The 14,403-nt window shown below is 75.1% G+C and carries 17 protein-coding genes; 4 read left to right on the top strand and 13 right to left on the bottom strand.

Annotation, left to right across the window (positions count from 1 at the left end; genetic code table 11):
- Positions 1-47: 47 nt before the first annotated feature.
- Positions 48-1,679 carry a chaperonin GroEL gene (groL, locus tag AB0442_RS14230; protein ID WP_263104981.1) on the bottom strand — a complete coding sequence of 544 codons (1,632 nt, stop codon included), beginning with the start codon at positions 1,677-1,679 and terminating at the stop codon, positions 48-50.
- Between the two features lie 92 nt (positions 1,680-1,771).
- Positions 1,772-2,077 carry a co-chaperone GroES gene (gene groES, locus AB0442_RS14225; protein WP_014136232.1) on the bottom strand — a complete coding sequence of 102 codons (306 nt, stop codon included), beginning with the start codon at positions 2,075-2,077 and terminating at the stop codon, positions 1,772-1,774.
- Positions 2,078-2,325: 248 nt separating this feature from the next.
- On the opposite strand from groES, the gene AB0442_RS14220 reads away from it, so the two are divergent.
- Positions 2,326-2,628, top strand: coding sequence for a hypothetical protein (locus tag AB0442_RS14220; protein WP_366162905.1), 303 nt, complete (start codon positions 2,326-2,328; stop codon positions 2,626-2,628).
- A gap of 68 nt (positions 2,629-2,696) precedes the next feature.
- On the top strand, positions 2,697-3,866 hold the full coding sequence (locus tag AB0442_RS14215; RefSeq protein ID WP_366162903.1) for a class I SAM-dependent methyltransferase: 1,170 nt from the start codon (positions 2,697-2,699) through the stop codon (positions 3,864-3,866).
- Here AB0442_RS14215 and AB0442_RS14210 read toward each other — a convergent pair.
- The 5 genes from AB0442_RS14210 to tsaB form a co-directional block, all read right to left on the bottom strand.
- The gene (locus tag AB0442_RS14210) at positions 3,848-4,696 is read right to left on the bottom strand and encodes a polysaccharide deacetylase family protein (RefSeq protein WP_366162902.1); all 849 of its coding nucleotides are present in this window, start codon (positions 4,694-4,696) and stop codon (positions 3,848-3,850) included. The two genes, AB0442_RS14215 and AB0442_RS14210, sit on opposite strands and share 19 nt — an antisense overlap.
- Positions 4,697-4,778: 82 nt before the next feature.
- Positions 4,779-5,036, bottom strand: a complete 258-nt coding sequence (locus AB0442_RS14205; RefSeq protein WP_359981045.1) for a hypothetical protein — start codon at positions 5,034-5,036, stop codon at positions 4,779-4,781.
- Entirely contained in the window at positions 5,033-6,112 is a 1,080-nt protein-coding gene (gene tsaD / locus AB0442_RS14200) for a tRNA (adenosine(37)-N6)-threonylcarbamoyltransferase complex transferase subunit TsaD (protein WP_359981043.1), read from the bottom strand. The genes AB0442_RS14205 and tsaD overlap by 4 nt, the downstream gene beginning before the upstream one ends.
- Positions 6,105-6,596 (bottom strand): ribosomal protein S18-alanine N-acetyltransferase, encoded by a 492-nt coding sequence (gene rimI, locus AB0442_RS14195; RefSeq protein WP_344621502.1) that lies wholly within the window; start codon positions 6,594-6,596, stop codon positions 6,105-6,107. Before rimI ends, tsaD begins: the two co-directional genes overlap by 8 nt.
- 31 nt (positions 6,597-6,627) lie before the next feature.
- Entirely contained in the window at positions 6,628-7,281 is a 654-nt protein-coding gene (gene tsaB / locus AB0442_RS14190; protein WP_366162899.1) for a tRNA (adenosine(37)-N6)-threonylcarbamoyltransferase complex dimerization subunit type 1 TsaB, read from the bottom strand.
- A 178-nt stretch (positions 7,282-7,459) separates the two neighbouring features.
- Here tsaB and AB0442_RS14185 point away from each other — a divergent pair, with 178 nt between their 5' ends.
- Positions 7,460-8,020: a hypothetical protein gene (locus AB0442_RS14185; RefSeq protein ID WP_366162897.1), complete on the top strand. Its 561-nt coding sequence runs from the start codon at positions 7,460-7,462 to the stop codon at positions 8,018-8,020.
- 105 nt (positions 8,021-8,125) lie between these two features.
- Here the strand turns inward: AB0442_RS14185 and AB0442_RS14180 are convergent, their stop codons facing one another.
- The 6 genes from AB0442_RS14180 to AB0442_RS14155 all read right to left on the bottom strand — a co-directional run bounded on the left by AB0442_RS14180 (position 8,126) and on the right by AB0442_RS14155 (position 13,575).
- On the bottom strand, positions 8,126-8,323 hold the full coding sequence (locus AB0442_RS14180; RefSeq protein ID WP_344621499.1) for a hypothetical protein: 198 nt from the start codon (positions 8,321-8,323) through the stop codon (positions 8,126-8,128).
- A gap of 143 nt (positions 8,324-8,466) precedes the next feature.
- Positions 8,467-8,973 (bottom strand): tRNA (adenosine(37)-N6)-threonylcarbamoyltransferase complex ATPase subunit type 1 TsaE, encoded by a 507-nt coding sequence (gene tsaE, locus AB0442_RS14175; RefSeq protein WP_344621498.1) that lies wholly within the window; start codon positions 8,971-8,973, stop codon positions 8,467-8,469.
- A gap of 40 nt (positions 8,974-9,013) precedes the next feature.
- Positions 9,014-10,372, bottom strand: coding sequence for an alpha/beta hydrolase (locus AB0442_RS14170; protein ID WP_366162894.1), 1,359 nt, complete (start codon positions 10,370-10,372; stop codon positions 9,014-9,016).
- Positions 10,372-11,562 (bottom strand): alanine racemase, encoded by a 1,191-nt coding sequence (gene alr, locus AB0442_RS14165; RefSeq protein ID WP_344621496.1) that lies wholly within the window; start codon positions 11,560-11,562, stop codon positions 10,372-10,374. Before alr ends, AB0442_RS14170 begins: the two co-directional genes overlap by 1 nt.
- A 143-nt stretch (positions 11,563-11,705) precedes the next feature.
- Positions 11,706-13,163 (bottom strand): NAD(P)H-hydrate dehydratase, encoded by a 1,458-nt coding sequence (locus AB0442_RS14160; protein ID WP_366162892.1) that lies wholly within the window; start codon positions 13,161-13,163, stop codon positions 11,706-11,708.
- 43 nt (positions 13,164-13,206) lie between these two features.
- Positions 13,207-13,575 (bottom strand): holo-ACP synthase, encoded by a 369-nt coding sequence (locus tag AB0442_RS14155; RefSeq protein ID WP_363540442.1) that lies wholly within the window; start codon positions 13,573-13,575, stop codon positions 13,207-13,209.
- A gap of 142 nt (positions 13,576-13,717) precedes the next feature.
- On the opposite strand from AB0442_RS14155, the gene AB0442_RS14150 reads away from it, so the two are divergent.
- Positions 13,718-14,335, top strand: coding sequence for a Uma2 family endonuclease (locus tag AB0442_RS14150; RefSeq protein WP_366162890.1), 618 nt, complete (start codon positions 13,718-13,720; stop codon positions 14,333-14,335).
- Positions 14,336-14,403 lie beyond the last annotated feature (68 nt).

Raw genomic sequence — 14,403 nt, 5'->3', positions numbered from 1 at the left:
CCCGCCGGGTGGGCGGGAGGAGCCGGGCCTCCGGGGAGCGACTCGCGTCAGTGGGAGTGGCCGTGGCCGCCGTGCGAGTGGCCGTGACCGTTGTCGGCCTCCTCCTCCTTCTTCTCCACCACGAGGGTCTCGGTGGTGAGGAGCAGGGAGGCGATGGAGGCGGCGTTCTCCAGGGCCGAGCGGGTGACCTTGACCGGGTCGATGACGCCGGCCTTCACCAGGTCGCCGTACTCGCCGGTGGCGGCGTTGTAGCCGTGGCCGGTCTCCAGGTCGGCGACCTTGGAGGTGATGACGTAGCCCTCCAGGCCGGCGTTCTGGGCGATCCAGCGCAGCGGCTCGGCCAGCGCCTTGCGGACGACCGCGACACCGGTGGCCTCGTCGCCGGACAGGCCGAGGCCGCCGTCGAGGACCTTGGCTGCGTGCACGAGGGAGGCGCCGCCACCGGCGACGATGCCCTCCTCGACCGCGGCGCGGGTCGCCGAGATGGCGTCCTCGAGGCGGTGCTTGCGCTCCTTCAGCTCCACCTCGGTGGCGGCGCCGACCTTGATGACGCAGACGCCGCCGGCCAGCTTGGCCAGGCGCTCCTGCAGCTTCTCGCGGTCCCAGTCGGAGTCGGTGGAGGCGATCTCGGCCTTGATCTGGCCGACGCGGCCGGCCACGGCCTCGGAGTCGCCGGCACCGTCGACGAGGATCGTCTCGTCCTTGGTGACGGTGATGCGGCGGGCGGTGCCGAGCACGTCCAGGCCGGCCTGGTCGAGCTTGAGGCCGACCTCCTCGGAGATGACGGTCGCGCCGGTGAGGACGGCGATGTCGCCGAGGATCGCCTTGCGGCGGTCGCCGAAGCCGGGGGCCTTGACGGCCACCGCGTTGAAGGTGCCGCGGATCTTGTTGACCACCAGGGTGGACAGCGCCTCGCCGTCGACGTCCTCGGCGATGATCAGCAGCGGGCGGGAGCCGCCCTGCAGGATCTTCTCCAGCAGCGGCAGGAGCTCCTGGATGGAGGAGATCTTGCCCTGGTTGATCAGGATGTACGGGTCGTCGAGGACCGCCTCCTGGCGCTCCGCGTCGGTCACGAAGTACGGCGACAGGTAGCCCTTGTCGAACTGCATGCCCTCGGTGAACTCGAGCTCGACGCCGAAGGTGTTGGACTCCTCGACGGTGATGACACCGTCCTTGCCGACCTTGTCGATCGCCTCGGCGATGAGCTCGCCGACCTGGGTGTCCTGGGCGGAGAGGGACGCGACGGCGGCGACGTCGTCCTTGCCCTCGATCTCGCGGGCCACCGAGAGCAGGTGCTCGGAGACGGCGGCGACGGCCTTGTCGATGCCCTTCTTCAGGGCGGCCGGGCCGGCGCCGGCGGCGACGTTGCGCAGGCCCTCGTTGACCAGGGCCTGGGCGAGCACGGTGGCGGTGGTGGTGCCGTCGCCCGCGACGTCGTTGGTCTTGGTGGCGACCTCCTTGACCAGCTGCGCGCCGAGGTTCTCGTACGGGTCGTCGAGCTCGACCTCGCGGGCGATGGTCACACCGTCGTTGGTGATGGTGGGGGCGCCGAACTTCTTGTCGATGACGACGTTGCGGCCCTTGGGGCCGATGGTCACCTTGACCGTGTCGGCCAGCTTGTTGACACCGCGCTCCAGCGAGCGGCGGGCGTCCTCGTCGAACTGCAGGATCTTCGCCATGTTCCCGTTTCCTCAGGGTCTTACGGATGGACCAACAAGCACGCCCCGGCCCGGGTCAGTGCTGACGCGGTTCCGGGGCGGGCCGTTACGGCTTACTTCTCGATGATGGCGAGAACGTCGCGGGCCGAGAGGACGAGGTACTCCTCGCCCTGGTACTTGACCTCGGTGCCGCCGTACTTGGAGTACAGGACGATGTCACCGACGGCGACGTCGAGCGGCAGGCGCTGGCCGTCCTCGAAGCGGCCCGGGCCGACGGCCAGGACGACGCCCTCCTGGGGCTTCTCCTTGGCGGTGTCCGGGATAACCAGGCCGGAGGCCGTGGTGGTCTCGGCGTCGAGCGGCTGGACCACGATGCGGTCCTCGAGCGGCTTGATGGCAACCTTGCTGCTGGTGGTCACGTCCGAGCTCCCCTTCGGAGATTACGGGGTTGTCTAACAGGGAAGGGCGATGTCCGCAGGCCTGCCGTCGCGGGGGTCAGGCGCGCTCCGTCGCGTTGGCACTCCCCCGGGGGGAGTGCCAGGAACGACCATAGGCCGCCGTTAGCACTCAGTCAACCAGAGTGCCAACGCCAGTCGCCCGGTGTCCCCGGGTGCGGGTGAGTAGCCGTACTCATGTGCGACGCCGGCGCGGCCGGGACGATGGCTGCATGACCGCGACCCGACCCTCCGTCACCCGGGACCTCCTGCACACCGCCTGGCTGCTCGCCGTCGAGACGGCGCTCGGCACCGGAGCGGTGTACGCCCTGATCGTCCTGCTGTTCGCGCTGGCCACCCCGGGCAGCGGCATCGGCGTGTTGGCGGCGTGCATCGGCGTGTTGGCCGCCGCGGTGGCCGTGCCGCTCACCGCGGTCGCGGTGAGCGTGCGCCGCGGGTACCGGATCGCACCGGTGGCCCTGGTGGTCGTCGGACCGGCGCTGGTCTCCGGCGCGCTGTCCGTGCTCGGCCGCTGAGCGGCGGCCGCGCCCCGGACCCGGCGGGACCCGGGGAGACCCGGCGAGAGCCGGGAGAGAATGGCCGGGTGGAGATCGAATCGTTCCGGGCACTGCTGACCGACGAGGGACGGGCGCTGCTCGCCGAACTGCGGGAGTTCACCCCCGACCGGGAGCTGGCGCTGGCCACCCGGCTGCGCCGGGACCACCCGGCGGAGCTGGTGCGGGCCGCCTTCGAACAGGCGCGGCTGCGGCAGCGTGCGCGGGCCAAGTTCGGCGCGGACGCCGACCTCATGTTCTTCACCCCGAACGGCGTCGAGCAGGCGACCCGGCGCAGCGTCGCCGAGTGGCGGGCGGCCCGGTTCGCGGGTCTGGGCGTGCGGCGGCTGGCGGACCTGTGCTGCGGCATCGGCGGTGACGCGATCGCGCTGGCCCGGGCCGGGGTGTCGGTGCTGGCGGTGGACCGGGACCCGCTGACCTGCGCGGTGGCCGCGGCCAACGCGGCGGCGCTCGGCCTCGCCGGGCTGGTGGAGGTGCGCTGCGCGGACGTCACGGAGGTGGACACCGACGGCTTCGACGCGGTGTTCACCGATCCGGCGCGGCGCACCGCGCGCGGGCGGGTCTTCGACCCGGAGGCCTACTCGCCGCCGCTGTCCTGGGCGTTGGAGGCGGCGCGGCGGACGCCGTTCGGGGCGCTGAAGGTCGCCCCGGGGATCCCGCACGAGCTGGTGCCCAAGGGCGCGGAGGCGGAGTGGGTCTCCGACCACGGCGAGGTGAAGGAGGCGGTGATCTGGTTCGGCACGGCGGCGGCGGCGCCGTACCGGGCGACGGTGCTGCCGGGCGGCGGCAGCCTCTCGGGCACCGGCGACCGGGCCGAGGCCGGCCCGGTCGGCCGCTACCTGTACGAGCCGGACGGCGCGGTGATCCGGGCCGGCCTGGTGGCGGACGTGGCACGCAGCGTGGGCGGCCGGCTGGTCGACCCGCAGATCGCGTACGTGACGGCGGACGAGCTGGTGCCGACCCCCTTCGCCCACGCGTACGAGATCGGCGAGGTGCAGCCGTACAACGTGAAGCGGCTGAAGGCGCTGCTGCGCGAGCGCGGCGCCGGCACGGTCGTGATCAAGAAGCGCGGGATCGCCGTCACCCCGGAGGAGCTGCGCCGGCAGTTGAAGCCGAGCGGCCCGCACGAGGTGACGGTGATCCTCAGCCGGACGGACGACGGCCCGCTGATGATGCTGGGTCAGCCGGCCGCGATGTAGTCCTCCAGGCGGCCGACGGCGAAGCCCTGCTCCTGGATGCGGGCCAGCAGTTCGCCGAACATCGTGGTCATCGTCTCGCCCTTGAGGTCCTTGGGGCCGCGGAAGTGGGCGAGGATGATGTCGCCGGGGCGGAGCTTCTTGTCGGCGGCCTGGTACTGCATGTCGTGGATCTGCATGGACTCGCGCCAGAGCACCACGGCGCGCGGCCCGCAGGCGCGGACGGCGGCGCCCAGCGACGGGGTGTGCGCGCCGTCGCCGTACGGCGGGCGGAAGAGCGTCGGGGCGGTGCCGTACTGCTCGGTGAGCGCGGTCTGGGCCTCGCAGACCTCGGACTTCTGCCGCTCGGGCGAGAGCCGGCTCATCGCGGGGTGGTCGACGGAGTGGTTGTGGATGCGGTTGCCGAGGGCCTGCAGCGGCTTGAAGTAGCCGTAGTCGCCGCGGACGATGTCCCGGGTCAGGAACATCGAGAACGGCACCTTGAGGTCGGTGGCCATCTCGACGAACTTCGGGTCCTTCTCGGCGCCGTCGTCGATGGTGATGAAGACGACCTTGTCGGTGGTCCGCACCTCGCTGAAGACCGGGACGGGCCCGGTGGCGGTCAGTTTGACCGGCTTGTCGGCGGGGGCGGCCGGGGCCGCGGGCAGCGGCTTGAGGCCCCACTTGGCCCACGCGGCCGGCCGGTCCCGGGCGGCGGGCGCGGCCGCGGCGGTGGTGCCGGGTGCGGAGGAGGCGGGCCGTGAGGGCGGCGCCTGGGCCCCCCGGTGCCGTGCGCCGCTGCCGCAGGCGGTGAGCGCCACCAGCAGGACGGCCGCCCCCGCGGCACAGGACATGGACCTCTTCGGCAACGTGCGCTCCCCCCACCCGGCCCGGCGGCGGTGCGCGCCGGGTCCAGCGTTCTCTCAGGAGGGCACGCTACTCGACGTGCGCACGGGTGAACGACCAGCGGTGGACGGGTCGCGCGGTCAACCCGTCCGGCGGATCGGGGAGGTGCGCCGGCTCGCCCGTCCACCAGGTGATGAGCAGCACCCGGTCGCCCTCGGCGGTGAGCAGTTCGAGGCGCTCGGGGGCGGCGGCGCGCAGGCCGGGCAGCACCTCCTCGCGCACCCACCGCTCCAGTTCGGCGGCCCGCCCCTCGGCGGCGCGGGCCTCCCACATGAGGGCGCGGGTCACCGCAGCGACTCGTGCGCGTGCGCGTGGAACTCGGTGTGCGGGACGTGCACCTCGGTGACCGGCAGCGAGGAGTCCGCGGACAGGTCGAAGGCGGAGGGGGTGCGGCCCCGGCGGACCATCTCGGAGCCGAGCGCGGCGACCATGGCGCCGTTGTCGGTGCACAGGCCCGGGCGGGGCACCCGGAGCACGATGCCGGCCCGGTCGCAGCGCTGCTGGGCCATCTCCCGCAGCCGGGAGTTGGCGGCGACGCCGCCGCCGATCATGAGGTGGTCGACGCCGTTGTCCTTGCAGGCGCGGACGGCCTTGCGGGTGAGCACGTCGGTGACGGCCTCCTGGAAGGACGCGGCGACGTCGGCGACCGGGACCTCCTCGCCGGCCCGGCGCTTGGCCTCGACCCAGCGGGCGACGGCGGTCTTCAGACCGGAGAAGGAGAAGTCGTAGGCGGGGTCGTTCGAGGCGCTGAGGCCGCGCGGGAAGGCGATGGCCTTCCCGTCGCCGTCGCGGGCGGTGCGGTCGACGTGCGGGCCGCCGGGGAAGCCGAGGCCGAGCACCCGGGCGACCTTGTCGAAGGCCTCGCCGGCGGCGTCGTCGATGGTGGCGCCGAGCGGGCGGACGTCGCTGGTGATGTCGGAGGAGAGCAGCAGCGAGGAGTGGCCGCCGGAGACCAGCAGCGCCATGGTCGGCTCGGGCAGCCGGCCGTGCTCCAGCTGGTCCACGCAGATGTGCGAGGCGAGGTGGTTGACGCCGTACAGCGGCTTGTCGAGGGCCCAGGCGTAGGCCTTGGCGGCGGAGACGCCGACGAGCAGGGCGCCGGCGAGGCCGGGGCCGGCGGTGACGGCGATACCGTCGAGGTCGGTGGCCTTGATCCCGGCGGTGTCGAGGGCCCGCTGGATGGTCGGGACCATCGCCTCCAGGTGCGCGCGGCTGGCGATCTCGGGGACGACGCCGCCGTAGCGGGCGTGGTCGTTGACGCTGGAGGCGACCGCGTCGGCGAGCAGGGTGGTGCCGTGGACGATGCCGACGCCGGTCTCGTCGCAGGAGGTCTCGATGCCGAGGACGAGCGGTTCGTCAGCCATTCTTCGGGTCCTTCGAATCGTGCGTGGGATGGTCGAGGCGCATGACGAGCGCGTCGACGTTCGCGGGCTGGTAGTAGCCGCGGCGGACGCCGACCGGCTGGAAGCCGAACCGCTCGTACAGCCGCTGGGCGCGCAGGTTGTCGACCCGGACCTCCAGCAGCAGTTCGGCGCAGCCGCGGCGGGCGGACTCCTCGACGAGGTCGGTGAGCAGCGCGGTGCCGAGGCCGGCGCCCTGCAGGCGCTCGTCGACGGCGATGGTCTGGACGTCGCCCTCGGTGCCGACGGCCATCAGGCCGGCGTAGCCGACGATGCGGTCGTCCTCGGTGGTGGCGACGGTGTAGTGGCGGGTGCCGCCGGGGTGGGCCTCGGCCAGTTCGGACCAGTACATGGCGGGCGACCAGGCGTCCTCGGGGAACAGCCGCAGTTCGAGGTCCATGACCGGTTCGATGTCCCACCACCGCATCGGGCGGAGGATCACGTCCATCCGGCGCCCCTCTCCGCGGCGGGCCGGCGGGTCATGCGGGGAGCACCGCCTTGTACCCGGCCGGGACCTGGGCGTCGGGGCGGCGCAGGTAGAGCGGGGCGTTGGGCAGCAGGTCGCGGCCGGCGGCGAGTTCGGTGGCGGCGAAGTCGGCGAGGGCGCCGGCCGAGACGTGCTCGGGGCCGGTCGCGCCGGGGAAGGTGTCGGGGTAGAGCAGGGCGCCGGCGCCGACCGAGCACTGCGGCGGGGTCAGGTCGCCGGGACGGTCGACGGCGGGGCCCTGTGTCCGGGTGCCGTCCTCGTCGTAGGCGGCCCAGTAGACCTCCTTGCGGCGGGCGTCGGTGGCTGCGGTGAACGGGCCGGTCAGCCCCTCGCGGCGGGCCTGGTGGGCGATCGCGTCGAGGGTGCAGACGCCGTGCACGGGCAGGCCGAGCGCGTGGCCGAGGGCGGCGGCGGTGACCAGGCCGACCCGCAGGCCGGTGTACGGGCCGGGGCCCACGCCGACCGCGATCGCGGTGAGCTCGCGCTTGTCGACGCCGGCCGTGCGCAGCACGTGGCCGATGGTGGGCAGGAGCAGCTCGCCGTGCCGTCTGGCGTCGACCTCGTAGGACTCGGCGAGGACGGCCGTGCCGTCGTGGACGGCGGCGGTGACGGCGGGGGTTGCGGTGTCGAACGCGAGCAGCAGCACGGCATCAAGGTTAGAGGGTCGGCCGGGGCCGTCGCCCCTGCGGTGCGCGGTGGACGGCCGTGGCGGCGGCTGCGGCGGTGTCCGGGGGTGGGAACACACCATCGGATCGCGCCATCGGGCGGGCGCGGACCTGGCACGATGGGGCGGACACGGGCAGCGAGCGGTGGGAGCGTGCGTGGTGAGGACGGTTCCGGGTGTGGTGGTCGCCGGGCTGACGGCGGGGGCCGTGGCGGTGGTGGCGCTCCTGGCCGTCCAGGCGGAGGGGGCGCAGTCGCGGGCCGAGGAGGCCCGGGCGGCGGCCGGCGCGACCGCCGACCCGTCGCCGACCGCGCCGGCCCCGACCGCGTCGATGCCGGCGCTGCCCGCCTCGTCGGGGACGGGCTACCGGGTGGTGTACTCGGTCTCGCAGCACCGGGTGTGGCTGGTCGACCCGCGCAAGGACCCGCAGCTGCAGGCCTCGTTCGCGGTGACGCCGGGCTCGGTGGAGCCCACCCCGGGCAGCTACAGCGTGTACAGCCGGACGGCGACCGGGAAGGGCACCGACCACCGGCAGATCGAGCACGTGGTGCGGTTCACCGAGCAGGGCGGGGTGGTGTTCGGCTTCGGTTCGGCGGTGGACGGCTCGACGGCGCCGCCGGACGCGGGCCTGCGCACCGGCGGGATCCGCTCGTCCCGGGCGGACGGGCAGGTGCTGTGGGACTTCGCGCCGACCGGTACCCGGGTCTTCGTCGCGGAGTAGCAGCCCTCACGGAGCAGCGGCCCTCGCCGAGCAGCCGCCGTCGGGGAGCAGCCGCCCGGGCCGGGGCTCCGGCCGGTGCCGTCCCGCGCGGGCTGCGGTGCGGTGTCAGGCCGCGCGCGGCGGCGCGGTGGGCTCCGGGTGGTCCTGCGCCGCGGGCTGCGGGCGCGCGGGCGGGGTGGAGACGGCGGCCGCGGACGCGCAGGAGGCCAGCAGGGCGCGCATCGGGACCTCGCCGGGCCGGGCCGCGGTGTCGTCGGGACGGTCCTGCGGCGTGGGTGCCGCAGCGGGGGTGGTGCTCGCCATCGGGGCGCCTCCCTAGTTAGGCAGACCTAACCGCAGTTCCCATCCCATCACGAGGGCGGGCCGGCCCGCAACACCTTCCCGACGCCGTGTCGGGAAGTGTCGGGGTGTCGCGGGCGGGGAGGTGCCGGGGCGCGCCGGCGGGATCAGCCCCGGTCGAGGACGGCGAGGTCGACGCCGTCCCAGCGGCCGCCGAGGCCGGTCACGGTGACCCGGCGCGGGTCGAGGTCGTCGGCCTCCTCCGCGGCGCCGCCGATCGCCCGGTGGATCCGGACCTCCAGGCGGTCCTCGCTGAGCTGCTCGACCTTGCCCTCGCCCCACTCGACGACGACCACCGACTCGGGCAAGGACACGTCCAGGTCGAGGTCCTCCATCTCGTCCAGGCCGCCGCCGAGCCGGTAGGCGTCCACGTGGACGAGGGCCGGGCCGCCGCCGAGCGGCGGGTGGACGCGGGCGATCACGAAGGTCGGCGAGGTGACCGCGCCGCGCACGCCGAGGCCCTCGCCGAGGCCCCGGGTGAGCGTGGTCTTGCCCGCGCCGAGCTCCCCGTGCAGCAGTACCAGGTCTCCGGGGCGCAGCAGCGCGGCGAGGCCCTTCCCGAGCCGGCCCATCCGCTCGGGGGTGGCGACGGTGAGGGTGAGCTGGTTGCCCATGGGGATGTCGGTGTCCTTCCGGGTGGCGGCGGGGCCGCGGTCAGGGGTGGGGGCTCGGGTCGGGCGGGGCGGGGACGCCGGCGTGTCCGGCGGCGCGCCGCAGCAGCCCGGCCAGGTACCGGTCGACCTCGGCGGGCCGTTCCAGCATCAGCAGGTGTCCGGTCTCGGGGAGGACGACCAGCTCGGCGCCGGGCAGTGCCCGGGCGATCTCCTCGCTGTGCGCGGGCGGGGTGAGCAGGTCCTCCGTCCCGGCCAGGACGAGGACGGGGACGCCGTCGAGGGCGGCCAGCGCGGCCTTCTTGTCGTGCAGGCCGAAGGCCGGGTAGAACTCGGCGACCACGTCGATCGGGGTGGCGTCGAGGAGCTGTTCGGCGAACCGGACGACCTGCGGGTCGACGTCCTTGGAGCCGAAGGAGAAGCGGCGGTAGAAGACCGCGGCGACGTCGGCGCCGATCCGGCGGGTGGCCTCGACGAGTTCGACCTGGCGGCCGAGCAGCCGGACGGTGGCGGGGGCGAGCTTGCGCAGCAGCCGGGCGCCGGCCGCGGGCAGGCCGAGTGTGACGGAGTTCCAGTCGCCGGCCAGGGTGCCGACCAGGCCGACCCCGGCGACCCGTTCGCGGAACAGCTCCGGGTGCTGGTCGGCGAGGGCCATCACGGTCATGCCGCCCATGGAGTGGCCGACCAGCACGACCGGGCCCTCGGGGGCGACGGCGTCGAGGACGGCCTTGAGGTCGCCGCCGAGCTGGTCGATGGAGGCGGGCTCGCCGGCCAGGTAGGAGCGGGAGCGCTCGGAGCGGCCGTGGCTGCGCTGGTCCCAGAAGACCAGCCGCAGGCCCTCGCGGAACGCGGCGCGCTGGAAGTGCCAGCTGTCCTGGTTGAGGCAGTAGCCGTGGCAGAAGACGACGGTCAGCGGTGTCGGGGTGTCGGCGGGGGCCGCCTCGGCGGGCCGGCCGGCCCGGGCCAGGGCGCCGGTGCCGCCGAGCAGGCCGGGCAGTCCGGTGCGGTCGACGCCGGCGGTGCCGCGGCGCCGGGTGAACCAGGCGCGGCGGCGCTGGCCCTCGTCCTCGGGCTGCTCGGGCCGCCCGGCCGGTCCGGGCACCGCCTCGTCCCAGCCGGTGCCGTCGAGCTCGACGTACAGCTCGGTGCCGTCGGGGGCGGTGACGGTGCGCGGGCGGCCGCGCAGCGAGCCGTACGGGGCGGCGGCGTCCAGCTCCTCGCGGGCGCGGCGGCGCATCGAGCGGCCGACGGTGAGGCGCTCGACGGCGACGCCGGCGGCGGCACCGGCCGCGACCACGCCGAGCGATATGCCGATCAGGCCGGCCCTGCTCACGCCGCCGGAGGCCGCCCCGGCGGCCTTGGCCACCGCGGCGACCGGATTCCCGTCGGCGCCCTCCGCCATCAGAGGCCCGACCCGTCCCCCGCGCCCACGTAGCGGCGCGGCACCCGGGAGCCGATCCGGGTGACGATCTCGTACGAGAGGGTGCCGCAGGCGCGGCCCCAGTCCTCGGCGGTGGGCTCGCCTCGCTCGCCGCTGCCGAAGAGCAGGACCTCTTCGCCGACCGGCGGGGTGTCGCCGCCGAGGTCGACGACGAACTGGTCCATCGCGACCCGGCCCGCGACGGTGTGCCACTTGCCGGAGATCTGGACGGGGCCGGTGTTGGAGGCGTGCCGCGGGATGCCGTCCGCGTAGCCGACCGGGACGAGGCCGAGGGTGGTGTCGCCGGGCGTCGTGTAGTGGTGGCCGTAGCTGACCCCGTGCCCGCCGGGGACGGTCTTGACCAGGGCGAGCCGGGCCGTGAGCGACATCACGGGGCGCAGCCCGAAGTCGGCAGGGGTGCCGATGTCCGGCACCGGGGAGAGGCCGTACATGGCGAGGCCGGGCCGGACGAGGTCGTAGTGCGACTGCGGCAGCAGCAGGGTGGCCGGCGAGTTCGCCAGGTGCCGGACCTCGGGCCGCACGCCCTGCGCCTCGGCGTGCGCGACGGCGGAGGCGAAGCCGTCCAGCTGGACCTGGACGGAGGGGTGGCCGGGCTCGTCGGCGGCGGCGAAGTGCGACCAGAGGCCGACGACCTCGATCAGGCCCTCGGCCTGGGCGCGCAGGGCGGCGGCGACCAGCTCGGGCCAGTCGTGCGGCTGGCAGCCGTTGCGGCCGAGGCCGGTGTCGGCCTTGAGGTGGACGCGGCCGGGCACGCCCGTCTCGCGGACGGCGGCGAGCAGTTCGTCGAGCGCCCAGCGGCCGCTGACGGAGACGTCGACGTGCGAGCGCAGCGCCTGGGCCCAGGGGCCGCCCGGGGTCCACAGCCAGCACAGGATGCGGGCCTGCTCGGGGCGGATGCCCGCGGCGCGCAGGGCGAGCGCCTCCTCGGGGGTGGCGGTGCCCAGCCAGCGCACGCCCGCGGCGACCGCCTCGCGGGCGCACGGCAGCGCGCCGTGGCCGTAGGCGTCCGCCTTGACCACGGCCATCAGCGCGGCATCGGTGCGGGCCCCCAGCGCGGCGAGGTTCTCCCGCAGGGCGGCCAGGTCGATGGCCGCCTCGGCGCGGACCCCGTGGGTGAGGGCGGGAGTTCCGGTCGTCTTCGCAGTTGTCATCGCCTATCAGTCTCCCAGACCGGCGCCGCTGCCCGGCTCACGACCCCGGCCGGGCCCGGCGGTCGTCAGTGGGAGACGCATGAAACGGAGCATTTGGTTCCGCGGAACGGTACCCTCCCGCCGCCCGGGCGGCGCGGCCGGTGTCAGCGCCCGGCGGCCGCCGAACGCACCGTCCGCCAGGCCTCGGGCAGCGCCTCCGCGACGTCCAGCGCGGCGGCCGGGGCCCCCGCGGCGGCCGTCCGGCCGGCCAGCCCGTGCAGGTGGGCGGCGACGGCGCCGGCGTCCAGCGGGCCGAGGCCGGCGGCCATGAGCGATCCCGCGAGACCGGACAGCACGTCGCCGCTGCCCGCCGTGGCCAGCCAGGAAGTGCCGGTCGGATTCACCCGGACGGCGCCGTCCGGCCCGGCGACCACCGTGGTGGAGCCCTTGAGCAGCACCGTCGCCCGGTAGGCCGCGGCGAGCCGCCGCGCGGTCGCCAGCCGGGCCGACGCGAGGCCGTCCGCGGCGGGCGGCGCACCGCCCTCCGCGCCGGCCAGCAGCCGGGCCGCCTCCCCGGTGTGCGGGGTGAGCAGGGTGGGCGCGGACCGGCCGGCCAGCGCGTCCGGGCCGAGCCGGGCGAGCTCGGTCAGCCCGTCCGCGTCGACCAGCACCGGCACGTCCGCCGCCAGCACCTCGGGCAGCAGCTCCCGCACGCCCTCGCCGGAGCCGGGGCCGACCACCCAGGCCTGCACCCGGCCGGCCTCCGCGGGCCCGCCGGCGGTCACCAGCGCCTCCGGGAATCGCCGCACCACCTCGGCCGCGGCCGTCCCCGCGTAGCGGACGGCGCCCGCGCCGCCGCGCAGCGCCCCGGCCACGGCCAGCACCGCCGCCCCCGGGTAGCGCGCCGAGCCGGCCGCGACGCCGACCACGCCGCGCCGGTACTTGTCGCTCTCCGCGCCGGGCAGCGGCAGCAGCGCCGCCGCGTCCGCGTGCTGCAGCACGGCGACCGGCGCCGGGGGCAGCTCCAGGCCGATCCCGACCAGCTGCAGCACCCCCGCGTACGACGCGCCGGGGTCGATCAGCAGCCCGGGCTTGTAGGTGCCGAAGCAGACCGTCACGTCCGCCCGCAGGGCCGTGCCGGGCACCTCGCCGGTGTCCGGGTCGACGCCGCTCGGCACGTCCACCGCGACCACCCGGCCGCGCCGCGGCAGCGCCGCGTACGGCTGCGCCTCGGGCCGCAGCCCGCCGCGGCCGCCGATCCCCACGATGCCGTCCAGCACCAGGTCGGCCCGCTCGAACTCGCCCTGATCCGCCGTCACCCGGCCACCGGCGGCGAGCAGCGCGGCGAGACCGGCGGCGTGCGCCTTCTCCGGCGAGAGCAGCACCGCGGACACCCGGGCGCCGCGGCGGGCCAGCCGGGCCGCGGCGTACAGGGCGTCACCACCGTTGTCCCCGCTGCCCGCCAGCACCAGCACCCGGCTGCCGTACACCCGCGGGAGCAGCCGCGCGCAGGTCGCGGCGAGGCCGGCGGCGGCGCGCTGCATCAGCGTGCCCTCCGGCAGCCGGGCCATCAGGTCGGCCTCGGCGGACCGGACCTGTTCGACGGTGTGTGCGCGGCGCATCGGCGGCCTCCCGTGGCGTTGGGGCGTCCCGGGGCCGCTCGCGCTAGCCCTCGGCGATCACTACCGCCGACGCTACGCCCGCGTCGTGGCTCAGCGACACGTGCCACGACCGGACGCCGAGGGCGGCGGCCCGCTCGGCGACCGTGCCGGTGACCTTCAGCACCGGCCGGCCGGAGTCCTCGGTGTGCACCTCGGCGTCCGTCCAGCGCAGCCCGGGCGGCGCGCCCAGCGCCTTGGCCAGCGCCTCCTTGGCGGCGAACCGCGCCGCGAGCGAGGCGGTGCCGCGGCGCGCCCCGGACGGCAGCGTCAGCTCGGCCCCGGTGAAGAGCCGGTCCGCGAGGTGCGGGGTGCGTTCCAGCGACTCCCCGAACCGCGCGATCTCCGCGACGTCGATCCCGACCCCGATGATCACCTGTGGACTCCTTCTCCGACACCGGCCGCTGCCGGGGACTGTACGGCACACTTTCGAGTGAGAACCGCTTCGAGCCCCCTCCGGTACCGATCCGTACGCCTACCGTGTGCCCCGGCGCCGATCGTCAGGAGGGAGAAGGGCCATGGTTGCCATGCCGGCTGTCGAACGACCCCTGTCCTCGGAGGACGAGCAGGTCCTCGAGTCGTTCTTGGAGTTGGACACCCCAGCAGGCTTCAGGGCCGAGCTGATCGAAGGGGAGATCGTCGTGACCCCACCGCCGAGCGGATCCCACGAGTCGGCCTTCGCTCTGCTCAACAGGCAGTTCATCCGCAATTCGACGATCGAGCTCGACCTCGCCGGCAACAAGGGCCTGATCGTGCCCGATGGCCGTTACATCCCCGACGGCACGATCAGCCACGTCGGCCACTTCGAGGACACCGACTCCTGGGCATCGCCGGAAGAGGTCCTGCTGGTGTTCGAGATCACCTCCAGCAACCCGGCCAAGGACCGCGAGGCCAAACGCCGCGGCTACGCCGCTGCCGGCATCCCCTGCTACCTGCTGATCGACCGGAGCGACGGAAGCGCCACCTTGTTCACCGACCCGGCCGATCGCGACTACACCGCCCACGTCCGGGTGCCCTTCGGCAAGCCTCTCGACCTGCCCGCCCCGTTCTCGTTCGCGCTCGACACGGAGCCCCTGCGACAACGCACGGTCGTCACAGGGGCTCCGGGCGGAGCGGGTCCGGCTACTCGACGGTGACCGACTTCGCCAGGTTGCGCGGCTGGTCGACCTCGTGGCCCTTGGCGGTGGCCAGCTCGCAGGCGAAG

This window comes from Kitasatospora sp. NPDC085895 (assembly GCF_040702125.1).
GTDB classification, from domain to species: domain Bacteria; phylum Actinomycetota; class Actinomycetes; order Streptomycetales; family Streptomycetaceae; genus Kitasatospora; species Kitasatospora arboriphila.
Note: the sequence above shows the minus strand (reverse complement) of the source record. Positions and strands in the feature narration are given on the sequence as shown.

What these genes read in the sequence shown, in the direction of transcription:
- groL (WP_263104981.1), bottom strand. Translation starts at nt 1,679, where the DNA reads ATGGCGAAGATCCTGCAGTTCGACGAGGACGCCCGCCGCTCGCTGGAG.
- AB0442_RS14220 (WP_366162905.1), top strand. Translation starts at nt 2,326, where the DNA reads ATGACCGCGACCCGACCCTCCGTCACCCGGGACCTCCTGCACACCGCC.
- AB0442_RS14210 (WP_366162902.1), bottom strand. Translation starts at nt 4,696, where the DNA reads ATGTCCTGTGCCGCGGGGGCGGCCGTCCTGCTGGTGGCGCTCACCGCC.
- tsaD (WP_359981043.1), bottom strand. Translation starts at nt 6,112, where the DNA reads ATGGCTGACGAACCGCTCGTCCTCGGCATCGAGACCTCCTGCGACGAG.
- rimI (WP_344621502.1), bottom strand. Translation starts at nt 6,596, where the DNA reads ATGGACGTGATCCTCCGCCCGATGCGGTGGTGGGACATCGAACCGGTC.
- AB0442_RS14180 (WP_344621499.1), bottom strand. Translation starts at nt 8,323, where the DNA reads ATGGCGAGCACCACCCCCGCTGCGGCACCCACGCCGCAGGACCGTCCC.
- tsaE (WP_344621498.1), bottom strand. Translation starts at nt 8,973, where the DNA reads ATGGGCAACCAGCTCACCCTCACCGTCGCCACCCCCGAGCGGATGGGC.
- AB0442_RS14170 (WP_366162894.1), bottom strand. Translation starts at nt 10,372, where the DNA reads ATGGCGGAGGGCGCCGACGGGAATCCGGTCGCCGCGGTGGCCAAGGCC.
- alr (WP_344621496.1), bottom strand. Translation starts at nt 11,562, where the DNA reads ATGACAACTGCGAAGACGACCGGAACTCCCGCCCTCACCCACGGGGTC.
- AB0442_RS14160 (WP_366162892.1), bottom strand. Translation starts at nt 13,163, where the DNA reads ATGCGCCGCGCACACACCGTCGAACAGGTCCGGTCCGCCGAGGCCGAC.
- AB0442_RS14150 (WP_366162890.1), top strand. Translation starts at nt 13,718, where the DNA reads ATGGTTGCCATGCCGGCTGTCGAACGACCCCTGTCCTCGGAGGACGAG.